The organism is Blautia sp. DFI.6.71 (assembly GCF_020593585.1).
In the GTDB taxonomy this organism is placed as follows: Bacteria; Bacillota; Clostridia; order Lachnospirales; family Lachnospiraceae; genus Blautia_A; species Blautia_A wexlerae.
The window spans coordinates 72,740-94,626 of sequence record NZ_JAJDMJ010000002.1; the positions used below are offsets into that span (position 1 = coordinate 72,740).

The 21,887-nt window shown below is 39.3% G+C and carries 24 protein-coding genes; 23 read left to right on the forward strand and 1 reads right to left on the reverse strand.

The annotated features are described in order from the left end of the window. Positions 1-21: 21 nt before the first annotated feature. From LJE12_RS02020 to LJE12_RS02130, 23 genes are all read left to right on the forward strand, one after another. Complete coding sequence (locus LJE12_RS02020) at positions 22-1,296, forward strand: methionine gamma-lyase family protein (RefSeq protein WP_227226469.1); 1,275 nt, start codon at positions 22-24, stop codon at positions 1,294-1,296. Beyond that, positions 1,293-2,483 (forward strand): NAD(P)/FAD-dependent oxidoreductase, encoded by a 1,191-nt coding sequence (locus tag LJE12_RS02025; RefSeq protein ID WP_118759434.1) that lies wholly within the window; start codon positions 1,293-1,295, stop codon positions 2,481-2,483. The genes LJE12_RS02020 and LJE12_RS02025 overlap by 4 nt, the downstream gene beginning before the upstream one ends. Next, the gene (locus LJE12_RS02030) at positions 2,480-4,075 is read left to right on the forward strand and encodes an NAD(P)/FAD-dependent oxidoreductase (protein WP_118759433.1); all 1,596 of its coding nucleotides are present in this window, start codon (positions 2,480-2,482) and stop codon (positions 4,073-4,075) included. The genes LJE12_RS02025 and LJE12_RS02030 overlap by 4 nt, the downstream gene beginning before the upstream one ends. Before the next feature lie 134 nt (positions 4,076-4,209). Beyond that, positions 4,210-4,929 carry a RadC family protein gene (gene radC / locus LJE12_RS02035; protein ID WP_008703183.1) on the forward strand — a complete coding sequence of 240 codons (720 nt, stop codon included), beginning with the start codon at positions 4,210-4,212 and terminating at the stop codon, positions 4,927-4,929. 22 nt (positions 4,930-4,951) lie between these two features. Continuing rightward, the gene (locus LJE12_RS02040) at positions 4,952-5,965 is read left to right on the forward strand and encodes a rod shape-determining protein (protein WP_227226468.1); all 1,014 of its coding nucleotides are present in this window, start codon (positions 4,952-4,954) and stop codon (positions 5,963-5,965) included. Between the two features lie 17 nt (positions 5,966-5,982). After that, on the forward strand, positions 5,983-6,894 hold the full coding sequence (gene mreC / locus LJE12_RS02045) for a rod shape-determining protein MreC (RefSeq protein WP_020993912.1): 912 nt from the start codon (positions 5,983-5,985) through the stop codon (positions 6,892-6,894). After that, on the forward strand, positions 6,884-7,414 hold the full coding sequence (gene mreD / locus LJE12_RS02050; protein ID WP_055199504.1) for a rod shape-determining protein MreD: 531 nt from the start codon (positions 6,884-6,886) through the stop codon (positions 7,412-7,414). The genes mreC and mreD overlap by 11 nt, the downstream gene beginning before the upstream one ends. Then, positions 7,399-10,293, forward strand: a complete 2,895-nt coding sequence (locus tag LJE12_RS02055; RefSeq protein ID WP_227226467.1) for a penicillin-binding transpeptidase domain-containing protein — start codon at positions 7,399-7,401, stop codon at positions 10,291-10,293. The genes mreD and LJE12_RS02055 overlap by 16 nt, the downstream gene beginning before the upstream one ends. Positions 10,294-10,353: 60 nt before the next feature. After that, positions 10,354-11,142, forward strand: a complete 789-nt coding sequence (minD, locus tag LJE12_RS02060; protein ID WP_008703173.1) for a septum site-determining protein MinD — start codon at positions 10,354-10,356, stop codon at positions 11,140-11,142. 25 nt (positions 11,143-11,167) lie between these two features. Then, positions 11,168-11,455 carry a cell division topological specificity factor MinE gene (minE, locus tag LJE12_RS02065; RefSeq protein WP_020993911.1) on the forward strand — a complete coding sequence of 96 codons (288 nt, stop codon included), beginning with the start codon at positions 11,168-11,170 and terminating at the stop codon, positions 11,453-11,455. After that, the gene (locus tag LJE12_RS02070; RefSeq protein WP_173703691.1) at positions 11,449-12,609 is read left to right on the forward strand and encodes an FtsW/RodA/SpoVE family cell cycle protein; all 1,161 of its coding nucleotides are present in this window, start codon (positions 11,449-11,451) and stop codon (positions 12,607-12,609) included. The genes minE and LJE12_RS02070 overlap by 7 nt, the downstream gene beginning before the upstream one ends. Continuing rightward, a complete protein-coding gene (locus LJE12_RS02075; protein WP_227226466.1) occupies positions 12,606-13,805 on the forward strand; it encodes a D-alanyl-D-alanine carboxypeptidase family protein in 1,200 nt (399 codons plus the stop codon). Before LJE12_RS02070 ends, LJE12_RS02075 begins: the two co-directional genes overlap by 4 nt. Before the next feature lie 177 nt (positions 13,806-13,982). Beyond that, on the forward strand, positions 13,983-14,522 hold the full coding sequence (locus LJE12_RS02080) for a hypothetical protein (protein ID WP_118339483.1): 540 nt from the start codon (positions 13,983-13,985) through the stop codon (positions 14,520-14,522). 380 nt (positions 14,523-14,902) lie between these two features. Next, complete coding sequence (locus tag LJE12_RS02085) at positions 14,903-15,229, forward strand: hypothetical protein (RefSeq protein ID WP_118566055.1); 327 nt, start codon at positions 14,903-14,905, stop codon at positions 15,227-15,229. Positions 15,230-15,314: 85 nt separating this feature from the next. Next, positions 15,315-15,512, forward strand: a complete 198-nt coding sequence (locus LJE12_RS02090) for a hypothetical protein (protein WP_008703164.1) — start codon at positions 15,315-15,317, stop codon at positions 15,510-15,512. Between the two features lie 614 nt (positions 15,513-16,126). Further along, positions 16,127-16,396, forward strand: a complete 270-nt coding sequence (locus LJE12_RS02095) for a type II toxin-antitoxin system RelB/DinJ family antitoxin (RefSeq protein ID WP_227226465.1) — start codon at positions 16,127-16,129, stop codon at positions 16,394-16,396. Further along, positions 16,384-16,668, forward strand: coding sequence for a type II toxin-antitoxin system YafQ family toxin (locus tag LJE12_RS02100; RefSeq protein WP_428845675.1), 285 nt, complete (start codon positions 16,384-16,386; stop codon positions 16,666-16,668). The genes LJE12_RS02095 and LJE12_RS02100 overlap by 13 nt, the downstream gene beginning before the upstream one ends. Before the next feature lie 24 nt (positions 16,669-16,692). Further along, on the forward strand, positions 16,693-16,977 hold the full coding sequence (locus LJE12_RS02105; protein WP_055053093.1) for a DUF2442 domain-containing protein: 285 nt from the start codon (positions 16,693-16,695) through the stop codon (positions 16,975-16,977). 506 nt (positions 16,978-17,483) lie between these two features. Continuing rightward, positions 17,484-18,128, forward strand: coding sequence for a hypothetical protein (locus tag LJE12_RS02110; RefSeq protein WP_119246159.1), 645 nt, complete (start codon positions 17,484-17,486; stop codon positions 18,126-18,128). Between the two features lie 17 nt (positions 18,129-18,145). Further along, positions 18,146-18,643 (forward strand): hypothetical protein, encoded by a 498-nt coding sequence (locus LJE12_RS02115; protein ID WP_022379980.1) that lies wholly within the window; start codon positions 18,146-18,148, stop codon positions 18,641-18,643. Beyond that, positions 18,627-19,289 carry a site-specific integrase gene (locus LJE12_RS02120; protein WP_025578421.1) on the forward strand — a complete coding sequence of 221 codons (663 nt, stop codon included), beginning with the start codon at positions 18,627-18,629 and terminating at the stop codon, positions 19,287-19,289. Before LJE12_RS02115 ends, LJE12_RS02120 begins: the two co-directional genes overlap by 17 nt. 383 nt (positions 19,290-19,672) lie before the next feature. Beyond that, positions 19,673-20,092 (forward strand): hypothetical protein, encoded by a 420-nt coding sequence (locus LJE12_RS02125; RefSeq protein ID WP_008703153.1) that lies wholly within the window; start codon positions 19,673-19,675, stop codon positions 20,090-20,092. 148 nt (positions 20,093-20,240) lie between these two features. Next, a complete protein-coding gene (locus LJE12_RS02130) occupies positions 20,241-20,498 on the forward strand; it encodes a hypothetical protein (protein ID WP_118568848.1) in 258 nt (85 codons plus the stop codon). A gap of 164 nt (positions 20,499-20,662) precedes the next feature. Here the strand turns inward: LJE12_RS02130 and LJE12_RS02135 are convergent, their stop codons facing one another. Further along, entirely contained in the window at positions 20,663-21,745 is a 1,083-nt protein-coding gene (locus LJE12_RS02135; protein WP_055151183.1) for a tyrosine-type recombinase/integrase, read from the reverse strand. Between the last annotated feature and the right edge of the window lie 142 nt (positions 21,746-21,887).

A 21,887-nucleotide genomic window follows, 5' to 3' on the forward strand; every position in this document is an offset into this window, starting at 1 on the left:
GAAATGAGGACGAAACAAATTATGAAAGAAATGTACGCACAGCTTGGGATTTCTTCAGAGGTTTATGACTTTGGTCATAAGATTGAGGAATCTTTAAAAGAAAGATTTGAAAAATTTGATAAAACGGCAGAATATAACCAGATGAAGGTGCTTCTTGCCATGCAGAAAAATAAAGTAAGCGCAGAATGCTTCGGAAATTCTTCCGGTTATGGATATGACGATATTGGCCGGGAAACACTTGAAAAGGTTTATGCAGATACTTTCCATACGGAAGCCTGTCTGGTACGCCCGCAGATCACATGCGGAACTCACGCGCTGGCCATTGCCTTATTCGGTAATCTCCGTCCGGGTGATGAACTTCTGGCGCCTGCCGGAAAGCCTTACGATACTCTGGAAGAGGTAATCGGCATCCGCCCGTCAAAAGGTTCTCTCGCAGAATATGGAGTAAGTTACCGTCAGGTGGAACTGTTAGAAGACGGAACCTTTGATTATGACAGCATCCGTAAAGCAATCAATGAAAAAACACGTCTTGTGGAGATCCAGCGTTCCAAAGGATACCAGACACGTCCGTCTTTCTCTGTAAAACAGATTGGAGAACTGATTTCTTTTGTAAAGAGTATTAAACCGGATGTGATCTGTATGGTGGATAACTGCTACGGTGAGTTTGTAGATACCATTGAGCCAAGTGATGTGGGAGCTGATATGATCGTTGGTTCTCTGATCAAAAATCCGGGCGGCGGACTTGCGCCTATCGGCGGTTATATTGCAGGTACTAAGGAGTGCGTGGAGAATGCTTCTTACAGAATGACCTGTCCCGGACTTGGCAGTGAGGTAGGCGCAACTCTGGGAGTCAACCGTTCTTTCTTCCAGGGATTTTTCCTTGCACCGATGGTTACCAAGGGTGCGTTAAAGGGAGCTGTGTTTGCGGCAAATATTTATGAGAAACTTGGATTCCCGGTAATCCCGGATTCCACAGAGCCACGTCAGGACATCATTCAGGCAGTAAGCCTTGGCACACCGGAAGGTCTGATCGCGTTCTGTAAGGGTATTCAGGCAGCAGCACCGGTTGACAGTTATGTGGATCCGGAGCCATGGGATATGCCCGGATATGACAGTCAGGTTATCATGGCAGCAGGTGCTTTTGTACAGGGCTCTTCCATCGAGCTTTCTGCAGATGGTCCGATGAAGTCTCCATATGCAGTGTATTTTCAGGGAGGACTTACCTGGGAACATGCAAAACTGGGTGTTCTGATGTCCCTGCAGAAAATGGTTGATAAAGGACTTGTAACTTTATGAAAAAAAGACAGGTAGTGATCACAGGAGCAGGAGCCTGTGGACTGATGGCAGCGATCATGGCGGCCCGAAACGGGGCAGCAGTCACTGTTCTGGAACAGAACGAGAAACCCGGAAAGAAAATCTGTGCTACAGGAAACGGCAGATGTAATTTTTCCAATCTTGCAAGACCGGATGATGCATACAGAGGCGAACATCCGGAATTTGTCGAAGATGCACTCAGAGAGTTTTCTGTCGAGAATACCATTGAGTTTTTCAAAGAGATAGGAATCTATCCTTTAAACAGGAACGGCTATCTTTATCCGAGAAGCAATCAGGCGCAGAGTGTTGTAGATGTATTGTGTATGGAGGCTGCCAGTCTGGGTGTGAAAATAAAGACAAACGAACAGGTTACAGAAATAAAAACCGGGACAAATGGAAAGAATTTCCAAATCCTGACAAAAGGATGGCACTATGATGCAGATGCACTGATACTTGCCAATGGATCCCGGGCATCTTCTGTTTCAGGTTCAGACGGCAGCGGATATATGCTGGCAGAGAGCTTTCAGCACCGCATTGTCCCGGTTTATCCGGCACTTACTGCCCTGAAGTGTAAAGGTTCTTCTTTTAAGGCATGGGCAGGCGTACGTACAGAAGGAGAGATTTCTCTTTTTACAGATGGGAAATTCTGTAAATCTGAACATGGCGAGCTACAGCTTACAGAATACGGAATCTCCGGAATCCCAGTGTTTCAGCTCAGCACTTATGCAGTACGTGCAGTCAGAGAAGGACATAAAGCAGAGCTCCGCATTAATTTCATGCCGGAGCTGTCAGAAGAAGAATTAAAGAAACTTCTGTATGCACGAAAGAAGGCATGTCCCTATAAAAAAGAAAAAGAACTCCTGGTGGGACTTTTCCCGGAAAAGCTTATCAAAATCCTTATATCACAAAAACAACTGGTTTCTGCCATAAGGGAATTTCCTCTTGAAGTACAGGATGGTATGTCATTTTCACAGGCACAGGTCTGCTCCGGGGGAGTAGATACCACGCAGGTAAATTCTCAAACCATGGAGTCAAAGCTCTGTAGGGGTCTGTATTTTGCAGGGGAGCTTCTGGATATTGACGGTACATGCGGCGGATATAATCTGCAATGGGCATGGAGCAGCGGCGCAGTGGCCGGCAGAAATGCAGCAAAGGAGGAGAAAAAATGATTCGAATTTCACAGCTGAAACTTCCGATCACACATACAAAGGCACAGCTCGAAAAAAAGATTGCAAAAGCATTAAAAAATCCCGGAAACAGTTTTACTTATGAAATAAAAAAGCAATCTCTGGACTGCAGACACAAAAATGACAAAATCTTTGTATATACTGTAGATGTAACGATCAGAGATGAACAGAAGCTCATTAAAAAAGTTAACAATAACAATGTTATGTTAACCAAAGAAAGGCCATATGAATTTCCCTCTCCGGGTGAGACACCTCTTTTACATTCTCCCGTTATTGTGGGAAGTGGTCCTGCAGGTCTTTTCTGCGGATGGTATCTTGCGAAGGCCGGATATTGTCCGATAATACTTGAACGTGGAGAAGAGGCTGAGAAACGTCAGAAAACAGTAGAAAATTTCTGGAAAAATGGTGTTCTTGACCCTGAGTCCAATGTACAGTTCGGAGAAGGCGGCGCCGGCACCTTTTCCGACGGAAAGCTGAACACGCTGGTAAAAGATCCTTACGGACGTAATCATGAGGTACTGAAGCGTTTCGTAGCTGCCGGCGCACCGGAAGAAATTATTTATCAGCAGAAGCCACATCTGGGAACGGATGTGCTGGTTGGTATTGTTGAAAAAATGCGTCATGAAATCGAAGAAATGGGAGGAAAATTTTGCTTCCGTTCCAAGGTGACAGATCTGATTTTTGAGAACAATACATTAAAAGAAATTGAGATCAACAATGATAAGAGAATCCCTGCACAAGTCTGTGTACTGGCACCAGGACACAGTGCAAGAGATACTTTTGAAATGTTACAGAAACGTGGTGTTTATATGGAGCCAAAGTCATTTGCAGTGGGGCTGCGTATTGAACATCCTCAGGAAATGATCAATATGGATCTTTATGGAGAGCCTGAGAATGAATTACTTGGTGCAGCCAGCTATAAAGTAACCCATAAGTGTGCAAATGGCAGAGGTGTTTATTCTTTTTGTATGTGTCCGGGCGGATATGTTGTAAATGCATCCTCTGAACCCGGTCGTCTCGCAGTGAACGGAATGAGCTATCAGGCACGTGATTCCAGAAATGCAAACAGTGCCATGATCGTCACAGTCACACCAGAAGATTTCCCGGATAAAGGAGTTCTTGGCGGCGTAGAATTTCAGCGTGATCTGGAGAAAAAAGCATGGGAGCTCGGAGAAGGAAAAATTCCTGTTCAGCTGTTTGGTGATTTTTGCAAAAATCAGGCAAGTGAAGCATTAGGAGAGGTTACTCCCTGTATGAAGGGAGAATATATACTGACAAATGTACGCTCTGTTCTGCCAAAAGCAGTAGGCGATTCTATTGAAGAAGGTGTCAGAGCCTTCGGAAAACGAATTTCCGGATTTGACAGAGAGGATGCACTGCTCAGTGGCATTGAAAGCCGTACTTCTTCTCCTGTAAGAATCGTACGTGATCAGGAGCTCACAGCAAATATGGCAGGAATTTATCCATGTGGCGAAGGTGCAGGTTACGCAGGCGGAATCACAAGTGCTGCCATGGATGGAATCAAAGTTGCTGAGACTGTATGCCGGAAATATGCGGCTATAAAAAATAATTGATCTCTTAAGCGGGATATTACCGGTAAACATAAAGTTCACATAAAAATCAGAGAGGAGAGTGTACATCTCTCCTCTTTTATGCTAGAATATAATTTGCAATTTGCCCAGAGGCTTTAGAGAGCACAGGCAGACTTATGAATAATGCAAATAATATTATGAAGCAGCTTCCCAGGGAACAGCGGCCGTATGAGAAATGCTTTATGCAGGGTGAGGGTTCATTAAATGACACTGAACTGCTGGCAGTAATCCTGCGCAGCGGCACTTCAGGAAAGAATTCACTGGCACTTGCACAGGAGATCCTGAAATTTATGGAGTCGTCCTCCTATCCCGGCCTTATGGGGCTTATGCATGTATCTGTACAGGATCTTATGAAGATTCATGGAATCGGACAGGTAAAAGCAGTACAGTTAAAATGCATTGGAGAACTTTCCAAAAGAATTGCCAAGGCTGCTGCCAGACCGCAGATAGTTATGAACAATCCCTCCTCCATAGCAGCTTATTATATGGAAGAACTCCGCCATGAAGAGCAGGAACTGGTGATCTGTATGATGTCAGATGTGAAAGGACATTTTCTGGGAGATAAGATACTGACCCGGGGAACTGCAACCGGTTCGCTGGTAACACCAAGGGAAATCTTCATGGAAGCCCTGCGCCGCCATGCAGTCAGTCTGATATTGATACACAATCATCCAAGTGGTGATCCTACACCAAGTCCGGATGACTTACAGATCACAGCCAGGATTTATCAGGCGGGGGAACTGCTGGGAATACATCTGCTGGATCATATTGTGATCGGGGATCAGAGATACTGCAGCTTCAGAGAAGAAGGATTATGGAATACATGTACAGAATAAGGCAACAACAAAGGGGCAGAATATGCTATTTGAGAAAACATATGGAATAGATTTGGGAAGCAGTTCCGTAAAAGTCTATTCTTTTTTCAGAAACAAAACTTATATCGAGAAAAATATGATCGCGTCCAAGGAACACACGATCATTGCAATGGGAAATGAAGCATACGATATGTTTGAGAAATCCCCCACAGATATTACGGTTACTTCGCCAATGACATTTGGCATGATCGCTAATCTGGAACTTCAGGAGATTGTTCTTTACAGTATGATCCGAAAGATCGATCATATCCTGGGATTTGGCGCAACAATGTATTTTACTGTTCCTCTGGATATGACTGCGGTTGAGAAACGGGCATATTTTCATGTGGCGAATGGCCACTGGTTAAAGAAAAATCGCGTATTTATGGTAGAGGCACCCATTGCAGATGCCATTGCCATGGGTGTCAATCTGGAAGATCCGGAAGGAAATATGATCGTAAATATCGGTGCACAAAGTACAGAAGTATCGATCATCACCGGAGGAAAGATCATTATCAGCAGGAAAATACCGCTGGGAGGCAGACAGATGAATGAATCTGTCTGCAGTGAAATACGTAAAAGATATAATCTGCAGATTGGCACAAGGACTGCCAAGAGGCTTAAGATGGTCATGGGACGCCTCAGTGATCCGAAAAAGGAAGTACGTAAGATTGTAGGAATTGACTGTATTTCCGGACTGCCAAGAGAAGAAATCATTTCTTCTTATGTGGTAAATGACGGTATCATGAACTGTCTGAATGAGATTGCGGCAGAGATGAAAACATTTCTGGAGCGAATTCCTCCCCAGATTTCCTACCATATTGCGAAACAGGGGATTTACATAACCGGAGGCAGTACCAGACTTCCTTATATTGATAAATACCTTGCCAGTTATACGGGATTCACCTTTAATCTGTCAGATTTTTATGAAACCTCGGCAGTTACAGGTCTGGAGAAAATAATCAGAAATAAAGAACTGCGTGAATGGGCAGTACCGGTTACGCAGAGAAAACTATAATTTTTAGGGGTGCATCAATGAAAAACCTGAAAAAGAAAGTACATTTTAGGATTAAATTAAAAAGTAAACATCTTCTGGTCATTATGTCGATCTTCTGCGTCAGCTGTATTGCTGCCACTTTTTCATCCGGCGTAACCACTGCACCGCTGCAGGATGCCGCCGGGATACTGATCGTTCCATTTGAAAACAGCATCAATCGGATCAGTTCAGTTCTGAAAGGAATGCAGGACCGTATGCGTGATAAAGAAGAAATCCTCAGTGAGAACGAAAATTTAAAGGCACAGATAGACAGTCTCACAGAACAGAACAATAAACTGATCCAGGATCAGACAGAATATGTAAGATTACAGCAAATGTATAATCTTGACCAGCAGTATACCGAATATCCAAAGATTGCTGCAGAAATCATATCCAAAGATCCGGGCAACTGGTATGATACCTTTATGATCAACCGGGGATCTGCAGACGGCATTCGTGTGGATAATAATGTACTTGCAGATAAAGGTCTGGTCGGGATCGTGACAGAGGTCGGAACTCACTGGGCGACTGTACGTTCCATTATCGATGACAGCAGCAATGTCAGTGCCATGACTGTCAGCACACAGGATAACTGTGTGGTGGAAGGAGATCTGGAACTCATCGATGAGGGTAAATTAAGCTTCAGCCAGTTGTATGACCAGAATAATAAAGTAACAGTGGGGGAACGCATCGTTACCTCCAATATCAGTGAGAAATATGTAGAGGGACTGTTTATCGGATACGTCAGTGAGGTGGAACAAAACAGCAACAATCTGACCAAAACAGGTACCATTGTCACACCTGTAGATTTCCAGCATCTGAAAAATGTACTTGTCATTACAGTAAATAAACAGGATTCTGTTAATGACAATGCTCAGGCAGCTCAGGAGGCGACTGCAAATGAAGAGTAAGATAGCGTTATTTTTTATGATCCTGATCAGTTTTCTTCTTCAGTGTACTCTTCTTCATGTGATATCCATCGGTTCTATCACGCCGAATCTGATCCTGATCCTGTGTATATCCATGGGGCTGATGCGCGGAAGAAAAAGTGGACTGTGGACAGGATTTTTCTGTGGATTTCTGGTAGACATGTTCTATGGCTCTGTGTTTGGTTTCTACGCTCTGATCTATATGTATATTGGCTTTTTAAGCGGATATGCCCACAGGATCTGCTATGATGATGACATAAAGGTTCCGGTTATGCTTGCAGGTATCGGGGATTTACTGTACGGACTTTCTGTCTATGCATTGCAGTTTCTGCTCAGGGGACGTCTGGGGCTCGGAACCTATTTATACCGGATTATTTTACCGGAGATTTTTTATACAGTGATCCTTACACTGATTGTTTACCGGGTATTTCATTATATTAATTATCATTTCATGAATAATCCATCAATGAAGGAAAGTGAGTCTATTTGGGTACTAAAATAAAAAGATTTTTTAAAAAGATACGAATAAAACGTACCACAGTACTGGTACTGGTTTTTGTATTTATGTCAGCCTCTCTGGTCCGTCAGCTTTTTGAACTGCAGATCATCCAGGGAGAGGCTTATATCAGCAAATTTGAATCAAGAACAACCAAAAAACGTGTGATCAAAAGTACGCGTGGCAATATCTATGACAGAAATGGTGAGGAGCTGGCAACAAATGTGCTGGCTTATTCTGTTACCTTTGAGGATAATGGAACTTATGATTCTACCAGAGAAAAGAATCTTACACTGAACGGGATTGCCTATAAAGTCCTGAAAATCCTTGAGTCCAACGGGGATTCCATCAGTACCGGCTTCCATATTGTTTTGGATGAGAGCGGGAATTATGCTTTTGATGTTGATGAGGGATTTACTCTGAACCGTTTTCGTGCGGATATTTACGGAGAACCGTTGATTGATAACCTGACAAAAAAACAGAAAAACGCCACTGCAGATCAGATGATCGAGTTTATGAGCGGAAAAGAGGGATTTTCCATTGTTCTTTACGGCGATAATGCTTATACCAAAGAAGAACTGACATCCCATGGACTTCCGGAGAGCCTGTCAAAGCAGGATATACTTGAGCTTTCCAAAATCCGCTATGCACTGAGCACTAACAGTTTCAAGAAGTACATGGCCGTTACGATTGCTTCAAATATAAGCGAAAAATCTGTAGCTGCAATCAGGGAAAATCAGCCGGAGCTTCAGGGAATTGACATTGTAGAGGATTCTGTCCGCAAATACATTGATGATGCAAGCATGGGACCAATTCTTGGTTATACGGGACAGGCTTCTTCAGAAGAGCTTGAAGAACTGAGACAGAAGAATCCTGATTATTCAAATGATGCAATCATCGGTAAATCGGGAATTGAGAAATATATGGAAACATCTCTTCAAGGAACAGACGGTGAAGAAACTGTCACTGTCGATAACCTTGGCAAAGTACTTAAGATTGACGACAGCACGAGAGTAGAACCTGTCGCAGGTAATGACACCTATCTTACCATAGACAGCAGCTGGCAGTCCGCTATCTACCAGATCCTGAAACAGAGAGTCGCCGGAATCCTTTTATCCAAGATTGAAGCATCCAAAACCTATGATTTCAGTGTAAATGATGCTGCACAGATTAAAATACCGATCTATGATGTATATAATGCCCTGATTGCCAACAGTGTCATCGATATCAATAAATTCAGTGATGCCAACGCTTCCGATACAGAAAAAAAATTATATGCCAAATTTCAACAGAAACAGCAACAGGTTTTTGATACAATAACTAACAGGCTGACAGCTGAGAATCCACCGGCCGTAAAAGATGAAGATGATCAGATCCAGGAATACCTTACTTATATCTGTGATGATCTTCTCAGAGATACGCTGGGGGTTATCTCAAAGAATGCCATTGATACCTCTGACAGTACTTATCAGAAATGGACAACCGATAAAGATATCAGTCTGAAAGATTATCTGACATATGCGGCAAGTCAGAACTGGATCGATATTTCCAAATTTTCTACAGAAGGAGATTATCTGGATTCCGATGAAGTATATCAGGCTCTTACAGATTATCTGATCGATTATCTTAAAACAGACACCAATTTCTCAAAACTTCTGTATAAGTATATGCTTCAGGAGGACACCATTTCCGGAAGCGAGATCTGTCTGGTGCTGTATGAACAGGGAGTTTTATCAAAAGATGATGGCAGTTACGAGGCACTGGCCTCCGGCTCCATGACAGCTTATGACTTTATGATCAATAAAATTTATACTCTCGAAATAGAACCTGCGCAGCTTGCGCTGGAGCCATGTTCTGCTTCTGCAGTAATCACAGATGTCAAAACAGGGGATGTTCTTGCATGCGTATCCTACCCGGGATATGACAATAACCGTCTGGTAAATAACATGGATACGGATTATTATGCGAAATTATCTACAGATAAATCCAGTCCGTTTTTCAATAAAGCAACCCAGCAGACAGCAGCACCGGGTTCTACATTTAAGATTCTGTCTACAATTGCCGGAATGTCTGAAGGAGTGATCGATGACGGAACATACATTAACTGTACCGGCTCCTTTGATCTTGTAACACCTCCGATCAACTGCTGGAACAAACAGGGACATGGAGAGATCGAGATCAGGGAGGCGATTGAGCAGTCCTGTAACTCTTATTTCAACATGGTTGGTTTTAAACTTGGTCTGGATGCAGACGGAAACTTTTCAGAAAACCGAAGCCTGAGTGTACTGCAAAAATATGCTTCAGAGATTGGTCTGGATAAGAAAACAGGTATCGAGATCACAGAATCCGCACCTCATGTGTCAGATTCCTACGCAGTCCCGTCTTATATCGGACAGGGTACCAATGCTTATACCACCAGTCAGCTGGCACGTTATGCAACAGCGATCGCTACCAGTGGAAATGTTTATGATCTGACTTTACTTGACAGACAGACAGATTCCAAGGGTAATACTTTAAAAAAATATGAGCCGGATATCATTAATACAGTTGATGTATCACAGAATGTGTGGGATGATATTCACGACGGAATGTACCGGGTAGTACAGACTCACAGACAGTTTGACGGACTTGGCGTGGATGTGGCAGGTAAAACCGGTACAGCCGAGCTAAATGTTTATCATCCAAACCATGGTATGTTTGTGGGATATGCCCCGGCTTCAGATCCTGAATATGCGATTGCAGTGCGTATTGAGAATGGATATGCTTCCGGTAATGCGTGTCTTGCAGCTGATGATATTTTTAAATATATCTTTGAATTAACTGATGAAAAGTCTATTCTTACCGGTGTTGCGGCAAGTGATACCAGTGACATTTCGAATGACTGAAACTACCATACAGGAGAATACCAGAAGAATGGAAATTTTTTCAGGGAGGAAATTGTAACTATGAGTGAAGTCATTGTGATTACTTCCGGCAAAGGCGGAGTAGGAAAAACCACAACTGTCGCCAATATCGGAACAGGTCTGGCTATGCTGGGCAAAAAAGTTGTTGTGGTTGATACAGATATCGGTCTGCGGAATCTGGATGTTGTTCTGGGCCTGGAGAACAGGATTGTCTATAATCTGGTGGATGTCATTAACGGAAGCTGCCGTCTGCGACAGGCTCTGATCAAGGATAAAAGACATCCGGAATTATGTCTTCTGCCATCTGCGCAGACAAAAGACAAATCCGCTGTGTCTCCGGAACAGATGATAAAACTGACCGACGATCTGAGAGAACAGTTTGATTATATTCTTCTGGACTGTCCGGCAGGAATTGAACAGGGATTTAAAAATGCGATCGCAGGTGCTGATAAAGCCCTGGTAGTTACCACGCCGGAGGTTTCTGCGATACGTGATGCAGATCGGATCATCGGACTCCTGGAAGCCAACGAGATCAGAGATATCAGCCTGATCATCAATCGCCTGCGGCCGGATATGATTGCAAGAGGTGATATGATGTCCGTAGATGATGTAACGGATATCCTTGCTGTTGATCTGATCGGAACAATTCTGGATGATGAACAGATTGTGATTGCCACAAATCAGGGGGAGCCTCTTTCCGGGAAATCTTCTCAGGCAGAAGAAGAATACATGAATATCTGTAAACGCCTTTTAGGTGAAGAGATTCCGTTTGCAGACATTAACAGGAAGCAGGGGTTATTAAGAAAAATAGGTAGTTTTTTCAAAAAGTAGCCTGTATTTATAAGGGGGAATCTGTGTGAAAGCTTTTTTTAAAGAAAAGAAGCGTTCAGCCGGATATGCAAGAGACCGCATGAAGCTTCTGCTGATCTCGGAACGTATCGACTGCTCTCCACAGATGATGAAAATGTTGCGGAATGATATGATACATACCGTAAAAAAATACCTTACTATTGATGAAGAACAGGTAAAAATCCAGATTACGCAGGAACCTGCAGTACTCCATGCGTATATTCCTGTTTTAAACAAAAAGGATAACCGTTTGGTATCTTCACAGTTACTAAAAAGGACAGATAAATTATGTTAAAGCAATATAAATTAAGATTTTACAATTTCAGACTGATCATTTTCCTGCTGGCGATCAGCCTGATAGGAGTTACACTGGTAGGCACAGCAGCATCGGACCTGCGAGCAAAGCAGTTTGCCGGAGTAATACTTGGACTTATTGTCATGCTGATCCTTTCTTTGCTGGATTACTCATGGATCATGAACTTTCAGTGGATCATGTATGGATTTAATATTATCATGCTGATCGTTGTGCGTATTGCGGGTGACAGTGCTAACGGTGCTGCCAGATGGATCGGTATCGGATCTTTCCGATTTCAGCCGACAGAATTATCAAAGATTATCCTGATCGTATTCTTTGCAAAATTTTTTATGGATCATGAGGAGACACTGAATACACTTAAAACGCTGGCATTATCCGGCGTATTACTGGCAGTACCTCTGTTCCTGATCCTGGAACAGCCGGACCTGAAAAATACAATTACTGTTGTAATAATTTTCTGTATTATGATCTATGTTGCAGGTTTAAGCTATAAGATCATCGGAGGAGCACTGCTTATTGCTGTTCCATTGACCATTATTTTTTTATCAATTGTTGTCCAGCCGGATCAGAAACTGCTTAAGGATTACCAGAGAAGCCGTATCATGTCTTTTTTGTATCCGGAAAACGAAGAATACTCGGATGATATTGAACAGCAGAATAACTCTAAAACTGCAATTGCTTCAGGGGAACTGGTTGGTAAGAAATTAAGCGGTGATGACAGTACAACTTCTGTAAATCAGGGAAACTTCGTGGCAGAGAATCAGACAGACTTTATTTTTGCTGTTGCAGGTGAAGAGTACGGATTTATTGGATGCGTGATAATTGTATTGCTACTTTTGGCAATTGCCTTTGAATGTATCCGGATGAGTCTTCGGGCAAAAGATTTGTCAGGAAAGGTTCTTTGCTGTGGAATCGGCGGCCTGATCGCACTACAGAGCTTCATTAATATCTGTGTTGCAACAGGTCTTGCGCCTAATACGGGAACTCCCCTTCCTTTTGTAAGCTATGGACTGACTTCGCTGGTAAGTCTGTATATTGGTATGGGGCTTGTACTCAATGTAGGACTTCAGAGCAGCACATACAATAAAGAAATTATTCAAAAAGAAATTGACAGAAGAGAGGATTACTTATGAGAACAAAAAAGAAATCTTCCGGTAAAATACCGGAAAAGAAATCTGCTGTTCCATACAAATCTACAGCTCCGCACAGACACAAACCTTCCAGACCGCTTCAGACAGTCAAACTGCCGAAATCGCAGATGCCATCCAGACAAACAGAGGAGCATCAGGCTTTGCTACGTACAAAATATCATAAAAAGCGTCAGAGATTAAAACATATATTCAGGATTCTGGTTGGTGTATTTGTGATTCTTGCATCTGCCGGCGGTATTTTTTACGGATGGAATATATTAAGCGGAAATTATTTTGGTACTCCTGAACAGGCTTTTGATTCTTCTGAAGTTTTCACAAATGCCCTTGCAGCTAAGGAAAATATGAGAACAGAATCTTTCGCCCAGAAATTATGCGTTTCCCCCAAAGGAAATGTTGATCGTATTAAGAATGCCCAGCTGGAAGATGGACAGAAAGGGCTACTGTTCAGTCTGAGCAATCATAAAGTACTGTATGCAAACGGCATTTATGATAAGGTGTATCCTGCAAGTATTACCAAGATCATGACAGCAATGCTTGCATTACAAAGTGGAAAACTGAATGACACTGTCACGATCACTCAGGATAATGTTACACTGGAGGATGGATCACAGGTCTGCGGATTTGTGGCCGGCGATCAGGTTACCCTTGATCAGCTTCTCCACTGTCTGCTTGTATATTCCGGCAATGATGCAGCTTCTGCCATTGCGGAATATGTTGGAGGCAGTACAGAGAACTTCGTACAGATGATGAATGATTATGCCGCAAAGCTTGGATGTACAGGAACACATTTTTCCAATCCACATGGACTGCAGGATGAAAATCACTATACAACACCATATGATATTTATCTGATGCTGAATGAAGCATTCACCTACCCTGAATTTACAGAAATTACAGAGTTGCCGTCTTATACAGTAACCTATACAGGCTCAGACGGAACTGAAAAAAGCACCACGCTTACCGCAACAGACCATTATCTTACCGGAGAGGCAACAGCCCCAAAAGATGTTACAATTCTCGGTGGTAAAACCGGAACAACAGAAGTAGCCGGCAATTGTCTTGCAATCCTTACACAGAATGCATACGGAAAAACTTTTGTTTCAATTGTAATGGGAGCTGCTACGAAAGAACTTCTGTATCAGGAGATGAATTCACTGCTTCAGAATATCAACAGTTAGTCAATATAAAACGGATACAGTTATCATTAATTGTATCCGTTTTATGTTATAGAAAATTCTCCGCAATGTTTTTATAACACCTATAACATAATAAAGTCTTCCGACAGGGGTCGTACAAGACCATCCACTTTGCTGTTACAAGAATTCCGGTTACATAAAAGAACGAGGTGAAAGATCATGAATAACAATTGTATTACAACATACACAGGCAGACATATAGATCCATTACATCCGGATCCGGATATGATCTGTATCGAAGATATTGCACATGCCTTATCTTTGATCTGCCGCGGAAACGGACAGGTAAAAACTTTTTTTTCAGTAGGTCAGCATTGCATCAACTGTGCCAGAGAAGCCCTTGCGCGAGGATATTCCAGGCGTGTGGCATTTGCCTGCCTTCTGCACGATGCCAGCGAATGTTATTTATCTGATGTGCCAAGACCATTCAAGAAAACCCTCTCAGGATATAAAGAGCAGGAGAAAAATCTGCTGGATCTGATCTATCAGAAATATCTTGGGAGCCCATTAAACGCAAAAGAAGAACAATTATTAAAAGAAATCGATGATGCTATGCTCTGGTTTGACCTTACATACCTGCTAAATGAACCCCAGGAAAGGGAAGCACCGGAAATTCATATTACAATAGATTATACGGTACGGGCTTTCGAGGAAACAGAAAAGGAATACCTGGAATTGTATAGCTTTTTTACCCATTGAAAAAAATAAATATCTCGGGATTTTGGCATGAATATGCCAAAACACCTCGCGGGACAGTGGTGTGTGAACAGTAACATATTTTCAACAAAATTTCACAAAAAAATATAAATACCACTTGTGTTTTTGAATAATATGCATATAATATCACATTTACGATTTTATCCCGTAAAATCAAGGGAAAACAGGTGTTAAACAGGTATAAATACACCAAATTTACACCACAGAATATAGCATTACATCTATAACAATACAAGAACATTTAAACATCTGAATAAGTCCATGTACTTTTATAACAATAGGTACGTGGGCTTATTTTAGTGCTTAAAAATATTATCAAAGAAATGGTGATTTCATAGAACAAAAGCAAGGAGGAAAAGACGATGAACAAAACAATATATGAAGCAGAATTTACCAAAATGGTACATGATAAAATGAGAGAAGCTAATAGATTCAAAGAATATGAGAGAATACCAAAAAATAGGATAGGTGGAGACTACTGGAATACATACTGGACAATCCGTTATATGCTTCACACTATAGAGGATATTTTGGCTAAGGGAGATAAACTGGTATTATTAGGATTTTTCACTGTAGAACCTAAATTTTATAAAGAAAAAAAACATGTTCTGGAATGGAAAGAACAGGCAAAAATGTGTATGAGATTCCAGAAAGATATAAGGCAAAGTTTAAATCTGGTACTGTGTTAAATCGTGCTTGCGAAGCGTATGGAGATTATCTCAAAGAAGAAGCAAATAATAAAGATGACGAATACGAAGAAGGAGAAGAAGAGTAATGAGATGTAAAGATTGTGAATATGTAAAATGCTATGCTGTCAATAAGAAAATGTATTATTGTGATAATAGAAATAGAGTAAATTTGATGGGTAAACTGGGCGAGGATAATTTACCTGAGACAAGTCCAGAGTGGTGTCCAATGGCTGACAGGACAATTGATGAAAATAATATGGCTGAGAAAGGATTAGAGAAGTAATGGAATTAAATAATACAGAAATGAAGATGAAGCACCGATTGATAAGCTTCTGGAATCGTTGGGAGTCACAGCGGAACAATGGGAAGAACCTGATGTGATGGGATTTTAAGGGTAGGTTCAAATTTCTGTCGGTTTAGAAACGCATCAGACAACGGAAAAATGCGATAAATTCGTTGTTTAAAAACCGAAGTCAGTTGTTTAGAAACAGGAACGGAAGTAATATTTAGTTTACTTCTATAGACAGGACGGAGGGCTTTTTCATAAGACTTCCGTTATCCTGCTTATAATAACGGAAGGGAACTAATACAGTCATCCGTATAACCATAACCATCCCTCACAGAATCAATTCTATGCTGAAAATCCTTATATATAACCTTAAATTTCCAACGAAAACCATCTACCCTAACAACTTTACCCTTAAAGCATTATCGTTGAAATTTGATGGTTAGTTCATTAATATATTGTGTAGAAACGAGTATAAGATGTCTGCTGCCGATGCAGATATTTATATAAGGATGGAAAAGATATAATTCTTGAAATAATGCATAGTATTGACAATGCATTGCATAAGCTATATAATGATAATATAAATAGATTAGAAAGCAGGTGGATTTATGGCAAATGTATCAATTAGAATGGATGATAATTTAAAGAAACAAGCAGAAGATCTTTTCAATGATTTAGGTATGAATCTGACAACTGCATTCACAATTTTTGTAAAACAGGCAATCAGAGAACAGGGAATACCGTTTGAGATTACCAAAGAAATACCAAACAGTGAAACAATATCAGCAATTAATGAAGTGCAGCAGATGAAACAGAATCCTTCTCTTGGAAAAGCATATACAGATGTGGACAAGATGATGGAGGAATTATTAGCATGAAATATACGGTTAAGCCGACCAGTAAGTTTCAAAAAGACTTAAAACGTATTCAGAAACGTGGATACGATATGAGATTAATGACTGATATCATCAAAAAATTGGCAAATGGTGAAATATTACCGCCGAAGAATCGAGATCATAATCTTTCAGGAAATTATAGTAATTGCAGAGAATGTCATATTGCTCCTGATTGGTTGTTGATTTATGAAGTCTATGAAGATGAACTATTCCTATATTTGACAAGAACTGGAAGTCATAGTGATTTGTTTTGATTAAAATAATAGGACTATAACAATATGAACGAATATTTTCCAACAGTAGTACAGGTGATACCATTGGATAATTTTCATGTACAGGTATTCTTTGATGACGGTAAGATTGTAGACTATGATGCTACAGAAGATTTGAAAGCAGAAATATTTAAGCCATTAAGAGATATTGATGCATTTAAGGAAGCTTGTACCGTTATGAATGGTACTCTTGCATGGGATCTTTCTGGCAACAGAGATGAATCCAGTTGTATTGACATTGATCCATTTACTGTATATGAGTTAGAATCCATTAATAATCTGATTGCTTGAATAATGTGATCACAATTTAATATGAGCAGTATGAAAGTCCTCGGGAGTTAATCCTGGGGGCTTTTCAAAATTAAGATTTAATAATCAGAAGAATTGCTATATTTTTCTAGCAATAATGAGAATTCTTTAAAAAATTTGCGCCTATTATAATTGGGTAAATCGTATAATGACGCTGATAATATAGCCATCATTAGTCCAGAATCTTCTACTAATTTATGTAGCATTTTATCGATTACTTCACAAGAATATGCTGATTTTCTTGTAAAACATGCCAATGAACTTGATCCATATCTGATACTGATAAAGCCTTCTGAAATCAGAGGTGACGAAGAGTATGTTTGCAAAGTCCTCAGAATGATTGTGAATCAGTCAATTAAACTTGATAAAGAGATTGAGATTCCATCACGTAAATATGTAGTGGAACTTTAAGACACACAGAGAAATATATATCAATATCAGTGGATGGAGTTGCATCTGTCCACTGAGAGAAAGGAGAGCTATGTATTATGAATGATAATAAAATGATTACTCAGTCAAGAATTATTGAAGAGTATGGATGGACGAAAAGTTTAATCAGTAAATTTCTTCCAGATCCAGTATTGAAAGCGAATCCTCATTATAGAAAGGCTGCTCCTATGAGATTGTGGGATGAAGATACCGTTAATCAGGTAATGACAACATCAGAATTTCAAGATGCTATGGAGAAAGCTAATAAGCGTAAGAAATCAGCAAGTAAAGCAGTCGAAACTAAGTATAGCAATATGAATCATAGTGTTCAGTTGTTTATAGATTCAATTACTATAAAAGTTTTATCGGATGAAGAATTAAAGACTAAGGCACTAAAAGCAAAACAAGAGTGGTATCAATGTCATCCATGTTCTTTAAATGGTGATTGGATTGATGAGCCATATATGAAAAATGCTTATACAGCCAATGAAGAAACTATCAATCGTTGGATTGTAAACTATATCAGACATAATTTGGTAAGTTATGATAATTTTCTTGGCAGTATTGATGGAAAAGTAGGATCAGTAGAAGCTTATCCAGAAGTTAAAATTGCGGTACTTGAAAAAATTGCTAATACATATCCGAAATATAAGGATGAATGTGAGAGACAGATATTTTTTGTTGATTTCAATGCGGATAGATAAAAGGAGAATCAATTCATATGAATGAAAAATTTCGGACAATTGGATTAGATACGGAAGATAAAATTACAGAGTTCATTGATTATATTGATGATTTGGAAGATACCGAAGAAATTAAAAGTGATGTTTATGGATTCTTTGAGGAAGAGTCATCGTACAATGAGAATCATATACCTGCTTATGTTGTAATGACAAAATATAAAGGCAAATATATCGTTTGGGTTGAAGATCAATGCTGCGATTTTGCTATAAGTTATCCACCATATAATTTGTGCGATATATTTTCAACCTATGATGAAGCTAACGAATATTATAAGTCATTGGCACATTCTGGAATTAAGCCTTTAAGTGAACAAGTAGAAGAGTGTAAGAGCCAACTCATAGATGAAGTTGATCTTAGAGTGTCAACAATGGTGCCGAATGTTCTTAATATTAAGGTGTGGTATAAAAACTGTTTAATCATTGAACATCTGACACAGTTTGATGTTCAGTATATCAACAATGGTGCAGCAGGATAATTTTCTTACATACATTAAAAATAGCAAGTATGCATATTATTATCCATTGTTTGTATTTATACTTGAAACTGCTCTGAGAGTTGGAGAGGTTTGTGGTTTGACATGGGATGATGTAGATTTAGAACATGGCTTTGTAAATATCACTCACCAGTTACAATACAACAATGTAGGAAAAGATGCTTGTCAATATCAAATACTTACTCCTAAATCTAAATCTGGTGTTCGTAATGTTCCATTATCAAATGCCGCAAGGGATGCTCTTATGGAACAGATGAAAAATCAGATTGAGATGGATAAGAAAACAGAGATCGAAATAGATGGATATAAGGATTTTGTATTTTCTAACAGGCAAAATAAACCATTTATCACACAAACTATTGGACGTATTCTGAATCGTATTGTAGATGATTATAATTCTGATATCAAAAAGTTTGGTGGAACAATAGAGCCATTACCACATATACATCCACATCTCCTGAGACATACATCATGCTCTCGTATGGCAGAAGCCGGAGTTGATCCAAGAACATTGCAGGATATCATGGGTCATGCTTCTATGAAAATGACGATGGAATTGTATAATCATGTTACAGATGAACGCTTGACAAACGAAATTCAGAAGCTAAATAATAGACGTATTTCGTAATGTAATAATCTTACACCATTTTTAGATAAAAAATAGCTAGCTTACATCAAAATTAACAGTTCTGTAACAATAAGCTTACACCAATTTGATTCTGAAACGGTCAAAAAGAGCTTTATTACACCAATTTTACACCAAACACATACCAAGATATAAGAAGATATAAGAAAATACAAAGAGTTCTGAAATCAAACAGAAGTATTCCATAGTGATAATTATCTCCAAAAATCCAGTAAAAACATATAATTTTTATATTTTCAACAAAATTTCACAAAAAAATATAAATACCACTTGTGTTTTTGAATAATATGCACTATAATATAAAACATATTAATTAAAGTTTTTAGTCTAAATTAATATTATATGTGTCTAAGGAGGAAAACAGCATGGTTGAACTGATTGTAGGAAAGAAAGGCAAGGGCAAAACAAAAGTACTGTTAGATAAGGTAAATGGTGCGGTAAAAGAGGCAAATGGAAGTATTGTCTACTTAGACAAGAGCACAAAACATATGTATGAACTCAACAATAAAGTACGTCTTATTGATGTATCCGGATTCCCTATTAAGAATGCAGATGAATTTGTAGGATTTATCTGTGGTATCCTTTCTCAGGATCACGATCTTGAGCAGATTTATCTTGACAGTTTCCTTAAGGTAGCAAAATTGGAAGATAAAGACATTACAGGTACTCTGGGACAGTTAGATGAGATTGGTAAACAATTTAATGTTACTTTTGTAATTAGCGTATCTTTAGACAAAGAAGAGATTCCTGAAGCGCTCCATGGTAAGATCAGTGTAGCTTTATAACCATCTTTTATTATTAATACTAAAAACTACATAACATAAATAAAAAGGATACCTGTTAAGATATTTTCAGCAGATATCCTTTTTATTGCATTTTGTAAGCATACCTGTTATCATGGAAAAACAATAAATATTAGGAGATGAGAGATATATGGAAGAATTATACAGAATAATTGAGCAAAAAATTAAAGATGCAGGATATTCAAGAGCAATTTCCGGTGAAATGGTTTACGGAGATATCTGCGACCAAATTGAAGGAAAAGAAAATGGCTCTTACGTTTTACTTTCCAAGGTTGAAGATGATGTTATTTTTGAATATCATATTACTGTAATGGATGATGAATTCAATCTTGGGTTACTGACAATACGTACTCCGGAAGGCGTATTTGAAACTGATTTTGATAAATAAAAATAGCTTTAACAGTTAGTAAATAGAATTCTGGAAAACATATCATAACCCAAACGAGAATCAAGTATGTGACAGATATGTCTTATGTCTGTTATTTAAAGTCTATACAAAACTCCAGACATAAGACATATCTGTCATTTTTCATACTTTATCTTTTTATGTTTTTAATCTTCACGTAAATGCACCGCTGTGGCCGCCTTACGACGTCTTGCATCATCCATAGCTGCATAATGTTTCTTTGTGGTGTTTACATCTCTGTGACCTAATACATCGGCTACAAGGTAAATATCGCCTGTTTCCTGATACAAAGTAGTACCGTAAGTACTGCGAAGCTTGTGTGGTGTGATTTTTTTTGTGGTCGTAATGGCACCTGCGTATTTTTTTACCAGATTTTCAACAGCCTGGATGCCAATCCTTTTTCGCTGGGTAGAGTAGAAGAGAGCGTGTTCATGCCCTGCTACAGGAACGATATTCTTACGAACTTCCAAGTACTTTTTCAAAGCTTTTTCTACCTCATGTCCAAAATATACAACCATTTCATTTCCACCTTTTCGGGTGACTTTAATCCCATTATTTTTAAAATCAACATCTTCAACATCAAGTCCTACACATTCAGATACACGAATCCCGGTACCAAGCAGGAGAGTAACGATGGCAAGATCACGCTCCTTGGTTTTTTCATAATAAACACGTTTCTGTCCGGTAAGCTCATCACCGCAGTGCTCTATATGCTCCAATAACATGGCAACTTCATCAGCATCAAGACGTATAATATTTTTTTCATGAGTTTTCGGAACATCTACAAGAACAGTTGGGTTCGTCTGGATAAATTCATGTTTATAATAATATGCATAAAAACTTCTCAATGCAGAAATTTTTCTTTTCAGGCCACGTTCACCATTGGTTTCTGTTTTATCACCATTTTTATATACTTTAAGATATTCCTGATATTCCTCGATATCTATAGCTTTAAGCTGATCCAGAACATCAACGGTAAAATCTTTCATGGAATAGTCCTTAAAGGCAGGATTTTCATCCAGGAGAAACTGAAAAAAGATTCGGATATCATACGCATAGGAAATTCGTGTTTTGGTAGTAGTAAGCGGATCCATAGCACGAAAATAATCCTTGCAGAAATCAGGCAGTGTTTTCAAAACAGCTCGAAGCTTCAAAATATTTGAAATATCGGTCTGTTCGTGGTAAGTGACTTTCTTGCTATCATTATAATAATCAATATATTTATCCATAAAAAATCTCCTTAAAAAAATTATTTTATAACTTCTTAATGTTAAGAATATTGTTGAGAATATTTAAGACATATAAATCATCAAAGTTGATAATGATTAATAATTGCAGAGAAAATGCCTTTGTCAATAAACGATTACAGCG

Excerpts from the sequence above, each read along its gene's own strand:
- LJE12_RS02125 (WP_008703153.1), top strand. The coding sequence starts at position 19,673 with ATGGTTGAACTGATTGTAGGAAAGAAAGGCAAGGGCAAAACAAAAGTA.
- LJE12_RS02095 (WP_227226465.1), top strand. The coding sequence starts at position 16,127 with ATGGCAAATGTATCAATTAGAATGGATGATAATTTAAAGAAACAAGCA.
- LJE12_RS02105 (WP_055053093.1), top strand. The coding sequence starts at position 16,693 with ATGAACGAATATTTTCCAACAGTAGTACAGGTGATACCATTGGATAAT.
- LJE12_RS02090 (WP_008703164.1), top strand. The coding sequence starts at position 15,315 with ATGAGATGTAAAGATTGTGAATATGTAAAATGCTATGCTGTCAATAAG.
- LJE12_RS02085 (WP_118566055.1), top strand. The coding sequence starts at position 14,903 with ATGAACAAAACAATATATGAAGCAGAATTTACCAAAATGGTACATGAT.
- LJE12_RS02020 (WP_227226469.1), top strand. The coding sequence starts at position 22 with ATGAAAGAAATGTACGCACAGCTTGGGATTTCTTCAGAGGTTTATGAC.
- mreD (WP_055199504.1), top strand. The coding sequence starts at position 6,884 with ATGAAGAGTAAGATAGCGTTATTTTTTATGATCCTGATCAGTTTTCTT.
- LJE12_RS02075 (WP_227226466.1), top strand. The coding sequence starts at position 12,606 with ATGAGAACAAAAAAGAAATCTTCCGGTAAAATACCGGAAAAGAAATCT.
- LJE12_RS02135 (WP_055151183.1), bottom strand. The coding sequence starts at position 21,745 with ATGGATAAATATATTGATTATTATAATGATAGCAAGAAAGTCACTTAC.
- radC (WP_008703183.1), top strand. The coding sequence starts at position 4,210 with ATGAATAATGCAAATAATATTATGAAGCAGCTTCCCAGGGAACAGCGG.
- LJE12_RS02115 (WP_022379980.1), top strand. The coding sequence starts at position 18,146 with ATGAATGAAAAATTTCGGACAATTGGATTAGATACGGAAGATAAAATT.
- mreC (WP_020993912.1), top strand. The coding sequence starts at position 5,983 with ATGAAAAACCTGAAAAAGAAAGTACATTTTAGGATTAAATTAAAAAGT.
- LJE12_RS02025 (WP_118759434.1), top strand. The coding sequence starts at position 1,293 with ATGAAAAAAAGACAGGTAGTGATCACAGGAGCAGGAGCCTGTGGACTG.
- LJE12_RS02070 (WP_173703691.1), top strand. The coding sequence starts at position 11,449 with ATGTTAAAGCAATATAAATTAAGATTTTACAATTTCAGACTGATCATT.
- LJE12_RS02080 (WP_118339483.1), top strand. The coding sequence starts at position 13,983 with ATGAATAACAATTGTATTACAACATACACAGGCAGACATATAGATCCA.
- LJE12_RS02130 (WP_118568848.1), top strand. The coding sequence starts at position 20,241 with ATGGAAGAATTATACAGAATAATTGAGCAAAAAATTAAAGATGCAGGA.
- LJE12_RS02030 (WP_118759433.1), top strand. The coding sequence starts at position 2,480 with ATGATTCGAATTTCACAGCTGAAACTTCCGATCACACATACAAAGGCA.
- LJE12_RS02120 (WP_025578421.1), top strand. The coding sequence starts at position 18,627 with ATGGTGCAGCAGGATAATTTTCTTACATACATTAAAAATAGCAAGTAT.
- LJE12_RS02040 (WP_227226468.1), top strand. The coding sequence starts at position 4,952 with ATGCTATTTGAGAAAACATATGGAATAGATTTGGGAAGCAGTTCCGTA.
- minD (WP_008703173.1), top strand. The coding sequence starts at position 10,354 with ATGAGTGAAGTCATTGTGATTACTTCCGGCAAAGGCGGAGTAGGAAAA.
- LJE12_RS02110 (WP_119246159.1), top strand. The coding sequence starts at position 17,484 with ATGAATGATAATAAAATGATTACTCAGTCAAGAATTATTGAAGAGTAT.